This window comes from Marinomonas phaeophyticola (assembly GCF_026966905.1).
In the GTDB taxonomy this organism is placed as follows: domain Bacteria; phylum Pseudomonadota; class Gammaproteobacteria; order Pseudomonadales; family Marinomonadaceae; genus Marinomonas; species Marinomonas phaeophyticola.
The window spans coordinates 188,773-205,243 of the sequence record NZ_JAPUBN010000024.1 but is presented as its reverse complement, the minus strand read 5'-3'; the positions used below and the strand labels follow the sequence as shown (position 1 = coordinate 205,243).

15 protein-coding genes are annotated in these 16,471 nt (G+C 43.5%); 9 read left to right on the top strand and 6 right to left on the bottom strand.

The genetic code is table 11. The features are described from left to right. Positions 1-41 precede the first annotated feature (41 nt). From O1D97_RS19230 to O1D97_RS19220, 3 genes are all read right to left on the bottom strand, one after another. Positions 42-1,019: an alpha-ketoacid dehydrogenase subunit beta gene (locus O1D97_RS19230; RefSeq protein WP_269127834.1), complete on the bottom strand. Its 978-nt coding sequence runs from the start codon at positions 1,017-1,019 to the stop codon at positions 42-44. Beyond that, entirely contained in the window at positions 1,012-2,202 is a 1,191-nt protein-coding gene (locus O1D97_RS19225) for a thiamine pyrophosphate-dependent dehydrogenase E1 component subunit alpha (protein WP_269127833.1), read from the bottom strand. The genes O1D97_RS19230 and O1D97_RS19225 overlap by 8 nt, the downstream gene beginning before the upstream one ends. Positions 2,203-2,501: 299 nt before the next feature. Then, positions 2,502-2,735 carry a GrxA family glutaredoxin gene (locus O1D97_RS19220; RefSeq protein ID WP_269127832.1) on the bottom strand — a complete coding sequence of 78 codons (234 nt, stop codon included), beginning with the start codon at positions 2,733-2,735 and terminating at the stop codon, positions 2,502-2,504. Positions 2,736-2,888: 153 nt separating this feature from the next. Here O1D97_RS19220 and O1D97_RS19215 point away from each other — a divergent pair, with 153 nt between their 5' ends. Continuing rightward, a complete protein-coding gene (locus O1D97_RS19215) occupies positions 2,889-3,272 on the top strand; it encodes a DUF2306 domain-containing protein (protein ID WP_269127831.1) in 384 nt (127 codons plus the stop codon). Positions 3,273-3,326: 54 nt separating this feature from the next. On the opposite strand, the gene O1D97_RS19210 is transcribed toward O1D97_RS19215, so the two are convergent. The 3 genes from O1D97_RS19210 to O1D97_RS19200 all read right to left on the bottom strand — a co-directional run bounded on the left by O1D97_RS19210 (position 3,327) and on the right by O1D97_RS19200 (position 7,376). Beyond that, positions 3,327-5,330, bottom strand: coding sequence for a methyl-accepting chemotaxis protein (locus O1D97_RS19210; protein ID WP_269127830.1), 2,004 nt, complete (start codon positions 5,328-5,330; stop codon positions 3,327-3,329). A gap of 140 nt (positions 5,331-5,470) precedes the next feature. After that, positions 5,471-6,574 carry an ABC transporter ATP-binding protein gene (locus O1D97_RS19205; RefSeq protein ID WP_269127829.1) on the bottom strand — a complete coding sequence of 368 codons (1,104 nt, stop codon included), beginning with the start codon at positions 6,572-6,574 and terminating at the stop codon, positions 5,471-5,473. A 7-nt stretch (positions 6,575-6,581) separates the two neighbouring features. Then, positions 6,582-7,376 (bottom strand): IclR family transcriptional regulator, encoded by a 795-nt coding sequence (locus O1D97_RS19200; protein WP_269127828.1) that lies wholly within the window; start codon positions 7,374-7,376, stop codon positions 6,582-6,584. A gap of 250 nt (positions 7,377-7,626) precedes the next feature. Here O1D97_RS19200 and O1D97_RS19195 point away from each other — a divergent pair, with 250 nt between their 5' ends. From O1D97_RS19195 to O1D97_RS19160, 8 genes are read left to right on the top strand one after another with little or no spacing between them, the layout of a single operon-like run. Beyond that, entirely contained in the window at positions 7,627-8,502 is an 876-nt protein-coding gene (locus O1D97_RS19195) for a carbohydrate ABC transporter permease (protein ID WP_191601991.1), read from the top strand. After that, positions 8,502-9,353 (top strand): carbohydrate ABC transporter permease, encoded by an 852-nt coding sequence (locus tag O1D97_RS19190; RefSeq protein WP_191601992.1) that lies wholly within the window; start codon positions 8,502-8,504, stop codon positions 9,351-9,353. Before O1D97_RS19195 ends, O1D97_RS19190 begins: the two co-directional genes overlap by 1 nt. A 6-nt stretch (positions 9,354-9,359) precedes the next feature. Further along, on the top strand, positions 9,360-11,501 hold the full coding sequence (locus tag O1D97_RS19185) for an alpha-galactosidase (RefSeq protein ID WP_269127827.1): 2,142 nt from the start codon (positions 9,360-9,362) through the stop codon (positions 11,499-11,501). After that, positions 11,502-13,238, top strand: coding sequence for an IlvD/Edd family dehydratase (locus tag O1D97_RS19180; RefSeq protein WP_269127826.1), 1,737 nt, complete (start codon positions 11,502-11,504; stop codon positions 13,236-13,238). Beyond that, on the top strand, positions 13,238-13,999 hold the full coding sequence (locus tag O1D97_RS19175; protein ID WP_269127825.1) for an SDR family NAD(P)-dependent oxidoreductase: 762 nt from the start codon (positions 13,238-13,240) through the stop codon (positions 13,997-13,999). Before O1D97_RS19180 ends, O1D97_RS19175 begins: the two co-directional genes overlap by 1 nt. Continuing rightward, positions 13,999-14,967, top strand: coding sequence for a 2-dehydro-3-deoxygalactonokinase (locus O1D97_RS19170; protein WP_269127823.1), 969 nt, complete (start codon positions 13,999-14,001; stop codon positions 14,965-14,967). Before O1D97_RS19175 ends, O1D97_RS19170 begins: the two co-directional genes overlap by 1 nt. After that, the gene (locus O1D97_RS19165) at positions 14,967-15,599 is read left to right on the top strand and encodes a 2-dehydro-3-deoxy-6-phosphogalactonate aldolase (RefSeq protein ID WP_269127822.1); all 633 of its coding nucleotides are present in this window, start codon (positions 14,967-14,969) and stop codon (positions 15,597-15,599) included. The genes O1D97_RS19170 and O1D97_RS19165 overlap by 1 nt, the downstream gene beginning before the upstream one ends. Continuing rightward, a complete protein-coding gene (locus tag O1D97_RS19160) occupies positions 15,599-16,471 on the top strand; it encodes an SMP-30/gluconolactonase/LRE family protein (RefSeq protein WP_269127821.1) in 873 nt (290 codons plus the stop codon). Before O1D97_RS19165 ends, O1D97_RS19160 begins: the two co-directional genes overlap by 1 nt.

The following is a 16,471-nucleotide window of genomic DNA, read 5'->3' as shown; positions in this document are numbered from 1 at the left end:
AAAAACGTGCGTTTCTAAGTTAATACTTAAAAAGTAGTGGTTTAAAAAGCCAGAGATGCTTTGATGGCCTCATACGTTTTTAAATGATCTGGCATGTATTCCTTCTCTAAAACAAGAGGGAAGGGTGTGTCTAACCCCGTTACTCGCACAATGGGCGATTCCAGATAGAGGAAACAAGTTTCTTGGATAGCGGCGGCAATCTCCGCACCGAACCCCGAAGTTTTAGGCGCTTCATGATTGATGAGTAAGCGACCGGTTTTCATCACGGATTGAGCGACTGTGTCTCTATCCCATGGAAGTAAAGAGCGAAGATCAATAACTTCACAGGATATGCCCTCTTTTGCCGCCATATCAGCGGCCAGTTCAATGGCTTCAACCTGAGCTCCCCACGCGAGTAAGGTAATGTCAGAACCTTCTCTTACAATATCGGCTTTACCAAGAGGCAGTTCGTAATCCTCATCAGGTACTTCACCGACGGATGAGCGATAGAGCTTTTTCGGCTCAAAAAATAACACGGGATTTGGATCACGAATCGAAGCCAGTAATAAACCTTTTGCCTGCTCAGGGTTACGAGGAACCACCACTTTTAGACCAGGCGTATGAGTAAAATAGGCTTCAGGTGATTGTGAATGGTAGAGCCCACCATTAATACCACCACCATAAGGCGTCCGAATGGTTAAACCACCTACATTAAATTCATTGCCAGAACGATAGCGGAATTTAGCAGCTTCATTCACTATCTGATCAAACGCGGGAAAAATGTAATCAGCAAATTGGATTTCCGCAATGGCCGTGGTGCCTTGAGAGGCTAAACCATTAGCAAAGCCTAAAATACCTTGCTCAGTTAACGGAGTATTAAAACAACGTGTTTTGCCGTGTTTTTCCTGTAACTTACTGGTCGCGCGAAATACGCCTCCAAAATGGCCAACGTCTTCACCAAAACAAAGCGCATTTGTGTCCTTAGTCATAGCAATATCGAGTGCATTATTGATAGCTTGTAACAGATTCATTTTACTCATGACCAAACCTCCAAGATGATTTTTTATAGGATTCCGGATAACGTCGAATATGCTCTTCGAGAGCGGCTTTCTGTTCTTCCAAATTCCAAGGGAGGGAGTCATAGACATCAGTAAAGAGATCATCTAGTGCGGGAGGCGAGACTTTTTCGCCTTTTTTCATGGCATCAACCACAGTTTGACGGTGCTGCTGCTTCAGTGTTTCATCCTGTTCTTCATCCCACCAACCTTGAAGGATTAACCAGCGCTTCATGCGGGTAACAGGACATTTGATACGCCAAACATCTTCTTCTTCTTTGTTACGGTAACCACTTGGGTCATCAGAGCTTGAGTGGGCTCCGAGTCGATATGTCATGGCTTCTATTAAGACTGGTTGGTGTTGTTCTACCGCTAATTTTCGAGCTTCTTGAGTGGCTTTTAATACGGCTAATACATCATTACCATCTACTCGAATGGTTTTCAGTCCATAGGCAACGCCTCGAGGCGCAATACCATCACCTGCGAATTGTTCTTTGGAAGGTGTAGAGATGGCATAACCATTGTTACGACAAAAGAAAATAACCGGAACCTTGTATACCCCAGCCATGTTTAGAGCTGCATGGAAATCCCCTTCAGAAGCGGCACCTTCACCAAAATAACAGATAACACAGTTAGGTTTTGATTGTGCTTTTAGCGCATAAGCATAGCCTGTGGCTTGAGGTAACTGAGTAGCTAATGGAGACGACACCGTCATGTAATGAAGTTTGTGAGAACCATAGTGAATAGGCATTTGGCGACCTTTCCCCAAATCTTTCTCATTAGAGAAAATCTGGTTCATAAACTGGTCTGGAGTAAACCCTCGAAATGCAAGCGCACCTTGTTCTCGATACTGCGCCATGATCATGTCGTTGTCTTTTAAGGCGGCAGTACTGCCAATGTCCGCGGCTTCTTCGCCGGTTTCTGTCATATAAAAACTGATACGACCTTGTCGTTGGGAGGCTAACATGCGCTCATCTAACGCTCGTATAAAGAGGAAGGTATCGTATATCTTGAGTGCTAGAGTTTGATCAATATCAGGTAGCTCTGCATCTGGGTAGAGGTGTCCGTCTTCTTGAAGAATTCGCAAAGTCGGTAGGGTTAATGATGTACTGTCCGCAAATATAGGTCGATGCACGATCGGCGCATCTGTCTTGTGAATATCACTCATAATTGACCTTCTTGTTTTTATTATCATGTCTAGCGATTTTGTCGATAGCATAGTGTAGTACTTAAGGATCACCGTAGTACCTTCTTTGAATGTAATGCCTAATTATGGTGTTTGTAAAGTTTAGTGAGAGCAAGAATGATGAATTTTTTCACTGGGGGAGTCTTGTGAAGTAGACAGTGAATTGAGAAGAGGTGTCGCGGCTTTATTTTTTAATGAGAAAAATCAATTTGTTAGTGTTTATACTTCATGCCCACACGCTAAATTTAATCCGAGTATGGGCAAAAAGATAGTCGTGAGAATTATTGCGAAAATGACACGGTTAAGTCATCAAAGCCACCAATATAGCCTTTATTTAAAAATATTTGAGGTACCGTTTGGACGTCTTTTCCTATCAGTTGTGAGAGCGCGCTTTTCGTAATGCCTTCTTTATGTATATCGACATAGCGATATTCTAATCCTTTTTCGTCTAATAATTGTTTAGCTCGGCGACAAAAACCGCAAGCATCATGACCAAAAATAGTATAACGAGACATAAAACTACCTCTTAGTGTATTCAATTTGAAAGTGAATTCTGTATTTAAGATAGAATAAGAGTAACGCAGCGAATGAGTAAAATAAAATTTATTAAAACTAATGGCGCGGTAGTTTTTAGCTATGTTTGATGTGTATTTAATGGGACTGATTTGATGTATTTGTATTTAGCGTATTTTCATTTAGCCACTGTAGCTCCTGCTTTTTTGATGGGTACCTTTTTATTGCTCACTAGAAAAGGGACATCAATACATAAGCAGTTTGGTCGAATTTATATGGTGCTTATGCTGCTCTCAGCAATCTCATCTTTATTCATGGAGGCGCAACTAGGAGAACGGCTATTGAATCATTTTGGTCTTATACATATTTTTAGTTTTCTGGTGTTATATTGGGTGCCCTCGGCTTATTTCGCTGCTCGGAATGGCAATATTAGACGGCATAAAGGCAATATGATTGGACTGTATTTAGGCGGATTGATAATAGCTGGCAGCTTTGCTTTCATGCCGGGGCGTTTATTACATGGGTGGTTATTTCTCTAAAAACATCCTTGTTTTAGCGCTACTTATATCTAGGTAAGCCTATTACTGAACGTTTCATTGGATAGTGAATTTGCCAACTAATTGGCGCTGAGTTTCGACGAGATTAGTGAGTTTTGTAGTACGTTCGCCGCTTGAACTGGATTGAAGTGCAATTTTATTCGCGAGCTCTACTATCTGTTCAATATTACGATTAAGATCTTCCACCATCTGGGTCTGAGTAATTACGGCATTAGAAATGTCAGTGCTGGAGTTGCCTACTAGGTCTATGGCAGAGGTTAATTTTTCATAAGAGCCATCGATCGTATTGGCTATCTTAAGCATTGAAGTGGCTTCACCTTGCGTTGTTTCCATACTTGAGGTCACTCTTTGGACACTTTCTTTGAGTTTAGAGACAATATTTTCAATATCTTGTGTGGCAAGTTGAGTGCTATTCGCCAGCGCTCTGACTTCATCGGCAACGACTGCGAAGCCTCGACCATGTTCTCCTGCGCGAGCCGCTTCTATAGAAGCGTTAAGAGCCAATAAATTGGTTTGAGAAGTGATATCCTGTATCGAATGAACAATAGTACCTATCCCATCTACTTCGTTTGTTAAAGACTCAATGGCATGATTGGCATTGGTGATTTCATCTTCCATACGATTGGCTGAAAGTTTATTTTCTCCTATGCTTTGACTGCTGACCTGGGCCAATTGGTAGAGGTTTTCTACTTCACTTAGACTAATCTGCGCGTTATTAGACACCTCTTGAGCAGAATGGGTAAACTGCTGGATAGACTGACTCATATTGGCACTTTCTTGTCTTTGATGTTCTATCTGTTGGTGTGTTTGTTGATTGTTTTTGATCGCTTGTTGGGTCGTTTGTGATACTTCATTGGATACGCGGGATAACTCTTTAAGGATGCTTATCAGATTGTCCCTTAGAACGGTAATTTGTTTGGCAATGAGGCCAAATTCATCCGTATTTTTCATGCTTAAGTCACAAGTAAGGTCTCCTGCTGTCATTCGTTCTAAAGAGCCTAATATGAGCTTTAATGGCTTTTTAATACTTTGTACACTGCTATAGACAATACCAGCGGCAATGAGGATAGAGAGGATCAGTAAAGCTAACTGGACGGCTTGGCTCTGCTGTCTTTCTGCTAATGAGTTAGATTGGATGGTGTTTGAATTGGTCATCACCTGATCTAATAAGTCCGAGAAGCCTTTATCCGCCTCATTAACAGAACGGTTTAATTGTTCTAATAACTGCGCAGATTGATCTTGCTGATTGATCACAGGGATTAATTTCGCATAAACGCCAGCTTCGTTGTTGAGTGTTAAATCCAGAAAGTCGAGGTAGAACTGCATTTTATCCATGATGATAAATTCAAAGTCTCCAAACTCGCTGGCGGTGTTTAGGGCTGTCTCATATCGATCATGTTGTAAAGATAGAACTCGATCTAAGTCAAATTGGTCTTTGATCGCCAGGGTAATATTAATGTCGGCGTTAAATTCTCCTAGGGTTTGGGTAAGAAACTGAAAGCTGAAACGGGCCGACTGGGCCTCATTACTACTTAGTTCAAGATTTAAGTCTTCAATATCGGTTTTGTAAAACTCCCACTCTTCTTTAAACGCATCCAATGCAAGTAAGAGTTCCTGTTGTTGTGTGATTTTCAGGTTATTTTGCTGAATCAGTTGTTGGCTAAACTGAAAGCTATCTGAAGATGGAGAGATAACGCTTTCAAATAAAGGTAATAATGTTGGAAACCCTTGTAACTCTTTTTGGATAAGGTCTTTGGCATCATGGAATTGATTTCTAATTTTGTCAAACTCGTCTTCTATAGCCAATCTGTCTTCTGCACTTGCTGTGGAAAGGTGTTGCATGGTGGATTTATTAGCTTGCAGTAAACGCTGGGATAAATGATTAATATTAGTTTGAATTGGCAGTAATTCATTCAGTAGGTAATCTTGTTTTGTTTGGACACTTTCTTGCGATAGGAAGGCGGTTAGCGCTTGGGATAGCATTAACAAAAATAAAATACCAAACCCGAGAATCATTCTATTGGCTACAGTCAATTTCACTTTTCCTCCTAAAAGCAATGATATGCTTAATATTATTGGGTGATTAGGCCCTGTTTTTATTATTTAGGATCGAATAAACCGCTGCTCTTTAGAGAATTTAATACAGTAAGATACTAATGAGCAGCGGTCTAATTTACTTTCTAACGGGTTGGGACTGGTCGTTGAACCAATGCTTGACCCTTACTATTAAATAAGTAGCAGTCTGATAACTTAGCGCCAATTTTTAGCACATCACCATGACGGCTTAAGTCTTGACCCGAAACTTCAATCGTTAGGCTTTGCCCATGGCAGTTACCATATAAGTAGCTTAATCCACCTAGGTGTTCAGCCACATCGATTTCAATATCAAGGGCAATACCAGACTCTTCATTAAAGGTCGTTAAATGCTCAGGTCTAAGACCTAAGGAAGCTTTTTCGTTCACAGAAACCTGTGTTGTATCGGCTTTTAATTTAATCTGCTGACCTGCCACTTCAATGGTGATCATATCGGCATTATCGATTGCGGTTACCTTAGCTTCCATAAAATTCATACGGGGCGATCCCATAAAACCGGCCACAAATTCATTTGCCGGGTTATGATAAAGTTCCATTGGAGAGCCAACCTGCTCTATATTACCTGCACGTAGGACGACAATTTTGTCTGCTAGTGTCATGGCTTCGACTTGGTCGTGAGTAACATAAACCATAGTTGCAGAAAGCTGATTATGCAATTTTGCTATTTGTACTCGCATATCAACACGCAGTTCGGCGTCTAGGTTGGATAATGGTTCATCAAATAAAAATACTTTTGGTTCACGAACAATAGCGCGACCAATGGCAACACGTTGGCGCTGACCTCCAGAAAGTTGTTTCGGTTTACGGTCAAGAAGAGGGCCTAATTGAAGAATATCGGCCGCATGAGAGACACGTTTCTTAATAACTTCAGGGTCTCCTCCTGTCATACGAAGGCCAAAACTCATATTCTCTTCGACTGTCATATGAGGATAAAGAGCATAGGATTGGAATACCATGGCGACACCGCGATCAGCTGGAGCAACGTCATTCATGTTTTGTCCATCAATTTCAAGTGTGCCGTCAGTAATCTCTTCTAAGCCTGCAATCAAACGCAATAGAGTGGATTTACCACAGCCTGATGGGCCGACGAAAACGACAAACTCACCGTCTTCTAAATCTAGATTTACCCCATGAATGGTTTCGATATCGTGAAAGCGTTTAATGACATTTGTTAGTTTTATGGTCGCCATAGTAATCTCAGTCCTGATTTTCAGTGAGAGGCTGTGCCCCCATTCTTGATGATATTTCCGCGCAGGCTTCTTTTATGCGCTGTTGGAAATGTAGGAAACGATCCTCATCTACTCGAAATGCTGGTGCAGTAATACTTAGGGCTGCAATTGGTTCATTACGATAGTTGAAGATAGTGGAAGCGGCACATTGAATGCCTTCTTCATGCTCTTGTAAGTCAAGTGAAATACCTGACTTTCTAATGCGAATTAAATCTTCTCGGAGTTTTTCTTCGCTATTAAGGGTTGTCTCTGTGTGTTTAATAAAGCTTTGAGTCGCGATAATTTCTTGTAACTGTGCTTCAGGTAAAAAAGCGGCTAATGCCTTACCGACACCCGTACAATAAACGGGGCCTTTTTTCCCGACGGCGGAAAACAAACGCAAACTTTTTTGACTTTCCAGTTTGTCAATATAGATAACATCCCCGCGATCTAAGACCGCTAAGTGAATGGTTTCTCCCGTTTCTTTCCAAAGTTCACGCATTTGATCTGCTGCGATATCGCGTATATCTAAGGTAGACCACGCTTTATGTGCGAGTTCTAACAAGCCGTAACCAGGATGATACAGCTGAGAATGATCGTCTAAACGTACGAGACCTTCTTCTGTCAAGGTAGACAGGATTCTATGTGTGGTTGCCTTAGGTAATTCGGAGCGTTCCACTAAATCGGCAAATCTAAGAGGTGTATTCGTGCAACAGACCTCTTTTAATATCGTTAGTGCTTTGCTGAGTGACGAACCACCGCTTTTGGTATTGGTTTCAGTCATGTACGTCTCCTATTTTTAACTGTCTAAGAAAGGGTATAGCCTCATTTTCTCATGTATTTATTGGAAATACATACGTGGTGTGGTTACACAGTAAACTAAAACTACCCAAATACAGTTATTAGCAATTTGTTATTTTTTATTTGTTGCAAAAATCGAAACTATGTTCCATTATTTTATAGTCTGATGTGGCTGTCAAGCAAGACACGCATTTAAATACATAAAACAAATAAGAATAAGAGGTGGTAGGGCCATGCAGAAAATGCATAGCAAACAGCAAAAGTGGATGCCGATGCTCTTTTTAGCGCCAGCGGTTATCATGTTTTCTGTTTATGTCATTCTGCCCATCGTACAGAGCATTTTGCTCAGCTTGTATGAATGGGATGGGTTAGGTGAAAAAACCTTTATCGGCTTGGATAACTACATTGAGTTATTTGCCGATGAACAGTTTTGGGTTGCATTAAAAAACAACATTTATTGGATGGTTTTTTATATGCTTGCCCCTCCTTTGGGTTTAGCAATCGCATTATTTTTGAATCAAAAGGTAATGGGCATACGACTTGTTAAGTCTATGTTTTTCTTTCCTTTTGTTATCTCTCAAGTTGTTATCGGCTTAGTGTTTTCATGGTTTTATGATCCAACATACGGTCTCTTCAATATTGTTTGGACTGGTATGGGGTTTGAGCCTGTGGCGATTCTGTCCGATGAGAATTGGGTCACATTCGGCATCATTGCGGCGGGTCTTTGGCCTCAGATTGCCTATTGTATGATCTTATATCTCACAGGGTTAAATAATCTCAGTCCCGATCAAATAGAAGCGGCTCGTTTGGATGGAGCGCATGGTTGGAAAATGCTGTGGCACGTTATTTTGCCTCAACTTCGTCCTGCAACCTTTATTGCTATTGTGGTGACTGTCATTGGTGCACTGCGTAGTTTCGACTTAGTGGCGACCATGACTGGCGGTGGACCATTCGGTAGCTCTAATGTATTGGCGTATTTCATGTACGAGCAGTCGATCTTTAATTATCGCGCTGGCTATGGTGCCGCTATTGCGACTGTATTGTTCTTGATTATGGATATTTATATTGCCTACTTCTTGTGGCGCATGCTGAAGAGTGAGAAAGCCTAATGTTTCCAACACCAATTGAAAAATTATCGGCCCCAGCAAACATCAGTTATCGAGTGGCTATATGGATCGCCTTGTTGTTGTGGCTATTGCCTATGGCCGCTGTGCTATTAACATCCGCACGATCCGTTGCAGACATCAATGCGGGTAACTATTGGGGGATTCCCAGTGAATGGATGATCATTGAAAACTATGTTCAGGTTTTTCAAGCCACTCCCATGGCTAAGTATTTAATGAACTCTATTCTGATTACCGTGCCTGCGGTGGCTGGCGCTGTGGCGTTATCTACGCTTGCAGGTTATTCCTTGGCTAAATTCAAGTTCAAGGGGTCTGTCGCTCTGTTTGCCACTTTTATTGCTGGTAACTTTGTGCCATTCCAGATCTTGATGATTCCTGTACGTGATTTGACCATTGATATGGGGCTGTATGATTCTGCAACCGGTTTAATCCTGTTCCATATCGCCTTCCAAACTGGGTTTTGTACCTTGTTTATGCGTAACTTCATTGTCGCTCTGCCTGATGAATTAATTGAAGCGGCTAGAGTGGAAGGAGTCAGTGAATGGAAGATTTTTTGGTATGTTGTTTTGCCATTAGTTCGTCCTGCATTGGCGGCATTATCGGTATTGATTTTTACTTTTATCTGGAATGACTATTTCTGGGCATTAGTATTGGTTCAAAGTGATGAAGTTCGCCCTATAACCGCCGGTATCAGTGCGCTTAAAGGTCAGTGGTTAGCCTCTTGGCAACTTATCTCAGCGGGTTCTATTATTGCTGCACTGCCACCTGTAGTGCTTTTCTTTGCGATGCAAAAACATTTTATTGCTGGCTTAACGCTTGGCGCGACGAAGGGGTAATACAGAATGGCCGTATTGGCAAATACTGGGTTTTATCGACAGGATAAAGCCGGTAAAACATTGATATTAGCTTGTCCAGAAAAGGGTGCGCCCGAACTGGTGTACTTTGGTCTGGCGCTGCCATTAGATACGCAGGCGGCCAATTTGTATCTTGCAATGCAGTCTGGTGTGCCACAAGCCATGCTTGAGGAACCGCCTAGGTTGAGTTTATTACCAGAAGCGGGGCGTGGCTGGTTGCAATCGCCCGCTGTTGAGGTGACTGCGTTAGATAGACCCGCGTGGGCGGCTGTCTGGTCTCTTGATAAGGTGGTGGAACAGAACCTCGGTTTTAGTGTGTATTTGAGTGATACCGTGGCTGAGTTGGCTGTCTGTCTTAATATTGCGCTGTTAGAATCGGGCGTTCTATCTCAAAAAATCACCTTAACAAATAACGGCACCACTCAGGTTAATGTAGAACGTTTAGCTTGCACTCTACCTGTGCCTGAGTACTTTACTGAACGCATGGGCTTTTATGGTCGTTGGTGCCAAGAGTTTCAGCAAGAACGCTCTAGCTGGCAATCCACATGGTTGCAAGAAAATCGCCAAGGGCGGAATTCACATGCGAATTTTCCTTGCGTTATCGTCGGTGAGGAGGGCTTTGACGAACTCAAGGGCCGTGTCATTGGGGCGCACCTTGCATGGTCAGGTAACCACAGGTTAAAAGCAGATTACACCATTTTAGGGCATCGATTTATTCAAGCCGAAGCCTTGTATCTCCCTGGAGAAATTGTGCTTCAGCCGAACGCCTCTATAACCACTCCTGAGTTTCTAGCGAATGTCAGTGATCAAGGTTTGAATGCAATGAGTCAGGCTTTTCATAGAGAAGCACGTACTCGTTTACAGCTTTCAAAACCAAGACCTGTACATTTAAATACTTGGGAAGCGTTTTATTTTGAACACGATCTTGAGCAATTAAAAGCGCTTGCGGATGCGGCAGCAGAAGTAGGGGTGGAGCGTTATATCCTAGATGATGGGTGGTTTAAAGGCCGAAATCATGAACAAGCTGCTTTAGGAGATTGGTTTGTAGATAGCAAAAAATACCCAAATGGGTTAATGCCTTTAATACAGCATGTAAAAGATTTAGGTATGGAGTTCGGGCTTTGGTTTGAGCCAGAAATGATGAATCCTGATTCGGACTTATTCAGAGAGCACCCTGAGTGGGCGTTGCAGTTACCACAATATGACGCGGTGTTAGGTCGTTATCAATTGGTACTTAACCTTGCGAATCCAGAAGCTTACGCATACATTCGCGAACGTTTATTTAGTCTGTTATCGGAATACCCTATTGATTATGTTAAATGGGATATGAATCGAGAATATACGCAGCCAGGTAGTGATATTCACCCTGAAGCGCATGCACAGGTTCTGGCGTTATACGGTTTGCTTAAAGAAATAAATGACGCCTTTCCTGCACTAGAAATTGAAAGTTGTGCCTCTGGTGGCGCACGCGTTGACTTTGGTATTTTAAATTATACTAAGCGGTTTTGGGCTTCCGATTGTAACGATGCTTTGGAGCGCAGCGCTATCCAACGGGGCTTTAGTTATTTTTTTCCACCGGAAGTGATGGGGGCCCATATTGGTCCGGATCAAAGCCACACAACGAGCCGAAGGCACGATGTGGCTTTTCGAGCGGGTACAGCCATGTTGGGGCATTTAGGGATTGAGTGGAACTTGCTGGATGCCAACGCGGAACAGAAGCAAACGTTAACTCGTTGGTTATCCCATTATAAAACCTTAAGAAATCTCTCCCATACAGGACGCAATTGGCGATTACCAAGTGCCGATGGCCGAGCTCAAACTCAGTGGGCTCTAGACCAAGAAGGTGTATCGGGGTTTGCAGTCTATTCACAGTTGGCTATGCCTAAGCAAGCACAGCCATTACCGGTTCGTTTTCCTGGACTAATTGCAGAACAAACTTATGAAATAACCATTTTAGAGCACAGTACTTTAGGAGGACATTTGATGAAAGCCCTCCCCGCATGGTGGGAGCAGTCTTTGACATTAAATGGAGCAACCTTGAGCAATATCGGTTTGCAGTTACCTATTATTGACCCCGAAGCACTTATTTTGCTGACTATTCAAGCCGTTCCGGCTACGGAGAAAAATTAAATGACAGATCCAAAAGACACAAAAAAGAAAGCACTACGTAGCCAACAATGGTATGGAAAACTAGATAAAGATGGCTTTATCCACCGTAGTTGGATGAAAAATCAAGGATATCCAGACCATAGTTTTGACGGTCGTCCAATTATTGGTATTTGTAATTCCTGGAGTGAACTGACCCCTTGTAATGCCCATTTACGTGAATTGGCGGAATACGTTAAACGTGGTGTTTGGGAAGCGGGTGGTGTGCCCTTAGAATTCCCCGTCATGTCTCTTGGGGAAACCCAAATGAAGCCGACGGCCATGTTGTTTCGTAACCTAATGAGTATGGATGTAGAAGAGTCCATGCGTGCTTATGGTATGGATGGTGTGGTCCTTTTAGGCGGTTGTGATAAAACAACACCGGCGCAGTTGATGGGCGCGTGTTCGGTTGATTTGCCAACGATTGTTGTGTCGTCTGGTCCCATGCTGAATGGTAAGTATCGTGGTAAAGATATTGGTTCCGGAACGGATGTTTGGAAATTCAGTGAAGCGGTTCGCGGTGGAAAAATGTCCTTGGATGAGTTTATGAGAGCGGAGTCGGGAATGTCTCGATCTCGAGGCACTTGTATGACAATGGGAACGGCCTCAACGATGTCTTGTTTAGTGGAAGCGTTAGGTATGTCGTTACCAGAAAACGGTACCTTGCCTGCGGTAGATGCTCGCCGTCAAGCGCTTGCTCATTTAACTGGCTCTCGTATTGTAGAGATGGTTAAAGAAGATTTAAAACCGTCAGATATCTTAACTAAATCGGCGTTTGAAAATGCCATTCGTGCCAATGCCGCCATTGGGGGGTCGACGAATGCCGTTGTGCATTTATTGGCCATTGCCGGGCGGATTGGTGTTGATCTGACATTGGAAGATTGGGATCGTATCGGTGCTGAAATCCCATGTTTAGTGAATCTCATGCCATCCGGACAGTATCTAATGGAAGATTTTCATTATGCCGGCGGTTTTCCCGCATTGATTCAGCGCCTAAGTCATGAATTTGATATGTCAGCGAATACGGTCTTGGGAGAAAGCCTTGGAACGATTACTGAAGGCGCGGAATGTTTTAATGAAGACGTCATTTTACCGTTAGATAAACCACTACGTAAAAATGCAGGGATTGCCGTTTTGCGCGGTAATTTATCGCCTCAAGGCGCGATTATTAAACCCAGTGCAGCGACTCCTGCGTTGTTACAACATACAGGGAAAGCGGTTGTTTTTGAAAATATTGAAGATTACAAGGCGCGTATTGATACGGCAGAACTTGAGGTCGATAAAGATTCTATTTTGGTGCTAAAAGGATGCGGTCCAAAAGGGTATCCAGGTATGCCAGAGGTGGGCAATATGGCATTACCAAGTAAGCTACTGGAACAAGGGATTACGGATATGGTTCGTATCAGTGATGCTCGAATGAGTGGTACGGCTTTTGGCACAGTGGTTTTGCACGTGGCTCCAGAATCGACTGTGGGTGGCCCCCTAGCATTAGTGCAGAATGGTGATGAAATCACTCTAGATGTGGAAGGTAGAGGCTTGCATCTGCATATATCGGATGAAGAAATGGCCCGTCGTAAAGAGGCTTGGGTGCCAGAAGAAAGTGAATATAAGCGTGGTTATGCCAAATTGTATATTGATCATGTTATGCAAGCTGATGAAGGTGCCGATCTTGATTTCCTAGTGGGCAGCAGTGGCTCAACGGTTAGTAGGGAGTCTCACTAATGACAGATACGACTTATTCTAGTCTTGCCGGGCGTCATGCTCTCGTGAGTGGAGGTGCGTCCGGAATTGGTGAAGCCCTAGTGAGGTCTCTTGCTCAACAGGGGTGCCCCGTTAGTTTCTTTGATATTGATAAGACCGCAGGGGAGGTTTTAGCAAATGAGTTGCTGCACCAAGGTTTACAGGCGCATTTTAGTTATGTGGATTTAACCGATATTGAGACCTTACAAAAGACCATTCAGATTCGTATGGCTGAGTGGGGGGCGATACGAATTTTAGTGAATAATGCCGCTAACGATCATCGTCACACCTTATCGAGTATGACATCAGAGCAGTTTGATGCCTGTATGTCGGTTAATTTAAAACATCATGTGTTTGCCGCGCAAACGGTAGCCCCAGCAATGGCGAAAGCAGGGGGTGGCAGTATCATTAATATGAGTTCTAACTCTTGGTTATTAGGGTTAGAGGGGTATCCGGGTTATGTGACGGCAAAAGCGGCTATTTCAGGCTTAACAAAAGCGTTAGCTCGTGAATTAGGTCGAGATAAAATACGTGTAAATACGGTTTTGCCGGGTTGGGTTATGACAGAAAAGCAAAAACAATTATGGCTGACTCCTGAAGCGGAGGCTGAGTTGATGCAGCAACAAGCGTTGAAGGAAAAAATGCAGCCTTCTGATGTGGCTGATTTAATTCTGTTTTTGGGCTCTGATGATAGTCGGATGATTACTGGGCAAAACTTAGTCGTCGACGGAGGGCGTGTCTAATGGATTCATCTGAAAATAGTCGACCTCTGTTTATTGCCATCGACTGGGGGACTACGAATTTACGTGCATTTCTTGTCGATCAATATGGAGACATTCAAGCTCAAAAGCAAAGTGAAAAAGGCATGTTGTCGCTTGATAGTGATGAGTTTGAAGGAGTCTTAAAAACCTTGTTAGGAGATTGGGTACGTGCCGATTTACCTGTGTATATGGCCGGTATGGTAGGAAGTCGAGGCGGTTGGCAAGAGGTACCTTATCAATCTTGTCCTATAACACTGCCGTCTTTAGCGGATCACCTCCATTGGTTAAGTACTGCATTGCCCTGTCCAGTGGCCATTGTGCCTGGTATTCAAGGGTTAGGTATTCATGGGTACCATGATGTTATTCGTGGTGAAGAAACTCAGCTATTGGGGGCATTAGATTGGTTAGCATCTCAGGGACGAGAAGGTGAAAACCCTCTGTGTTGTATGCCAGGAACCCATTGTAAATGGGTACAGATTGAAGACGGAGGAATACAGCAGTTTTCTACTACACTGTCTGGAGAAATTTTCGCACGCTTAAACGACGACTCTAGTTTAGTGAAAGGCTTGCCTTCTTCTAATGTATTACATACAGATGCGTTTAATAAAGGCGTTGCAACCAGCTTAACTATGGGTGGTTTTTTACATCATTTATTTAGTACTCGTAGTCGCGTCGTATGTGGTGAATTAACGGCGGAAGAAGGAAGGGACTATTTATCTGGGGTGGTTATCGGAACTGATGTTAAAGATATTTTAGCTGCCTTACAGCCTAGTCAAACCAGCGTTCTCTTAATTGGCAGTCATAATTTAAGTGAACGCTATGCTCTTGCCTTAGCGGCTCATGGATTACGTAGTGAGTTTCTAGATGCCAGCGAAGCCAGTATACGAGGTTTGAAGTATATGGCGGCGAATCAACAACATTCTTTACCTTTAACAGGAGTTGCAAACTGATGACACATTCTTTTGAAGCAATGATGCAAGAACTTCCGATGGTAGCCATTATGCGAGGCATTGAGCCAAGCGAAGTGCTAGAACATGGTCGAGTCCTGATTGACGCTGGCTTTCGTATAATAGAAGTGCCATTAAACTCGCCAAACCCATTTGAAAGTATTCGCCTTTTGCAAGAGGCTTATGGAGAAAACACGCTCATCGGTGCAGGTACTGTTTTGACTATGGAGCAGTTGGCACAGTTAATCGCAACGGGAGCAGGTTTGATGGTGGCTCCTCATACGGATCCAGAAATCATTCGCGCCGCCAAGGCCGCAGGTTTATACACTATGCCAGGGTTCTTTACCGTGACGGAAGCCTTTGCGGCTATTCACGCTGGTGCTGATGCGTTAAAAATATTTCCAGCCGAAGCGTTGCCGTCTTTAAAAGTGATTTCAGCCATGGGAGCCGTGGTGCCAAAAGAAGTTCGTTTATGCCCTGTGGGAGGCGTTTCTCCTGATAATGTGGGTGATTATCTTGATGCTGGTGCGCGAGGGTTTGGTTTAGGCTCCGCCCTGTATAAAAAAGGGCAATCTGTCGAGCAAACTCGCCTAAATGCTTTGGCGTTTGCCGCGGCGTGGAAAGAGAGATCGTAATGACGACAACCGTAACTCAAATCAGCCAGCAACGACATCATTTGGCCGAAGGTCCTTTTTGGAGTGACGCGGAACAATCTCTGTATTGGGTAGATATTCCTGCTTGCCAAGTTTGGTGTTGGAATCAAACAACGGGGCAATACACCCATTGGACGCTTCCCCAAAAAGTATCGGCCGTGTTTACGACACAAAGTAATAGGTTGTTGGTTACTCTTGCCGATGGTGTGGCGTATTTAGATAAAGAGACAGGCGTCTTAGCGTACTTGTGTAAACTGGACGAGGATATCCCTGGTAACCGCAGTAATGATGCTAAGTGTGATGCTAACGGGAGCTTATGGGTTGGCACTATGGATGATGCAGAAACCTCACTGACGGGGAGGCTTTGGAAAGTCTTGGCAACAGGTGAAAAGCAAAAAATGCTCGATGGTATTGGTATTGCAAATACTCTGGCTTGGGATGAAAGTCGAGATGTGTTTTATTTTGGTGATTCGATGAAAGGGGCTGTACATGCGTTTTCATCCGCTGAATTTACAGACATAAGAGACCAAGAGGCTTTTCTGAAAACGCCTGCTGGTATGGGGCCTGATGGATCCGCTATTGATGTTGAGGGGTGTCTTTGGAATGCACAATGGGATGGCTCCCGCGTTGTACGTTATAGCCCACAAGGTGAGATATTGCAGGTTATAGAGCTGCCTTTTGCAAAACCGACCAGCTGTGCCTTTGGAGGCGCTAATGGAAAAACTTTATTCATTACCTCTGCCAGCGTCGATATGAATGAAACAGAGCTGGAGGCATCCTCTTTAGCGGGGCATGTGGTGGCGATTGAAGTGGATGTTGCAGGTGCGCCTGGACAGGCGTTTGCGGGAGCATAG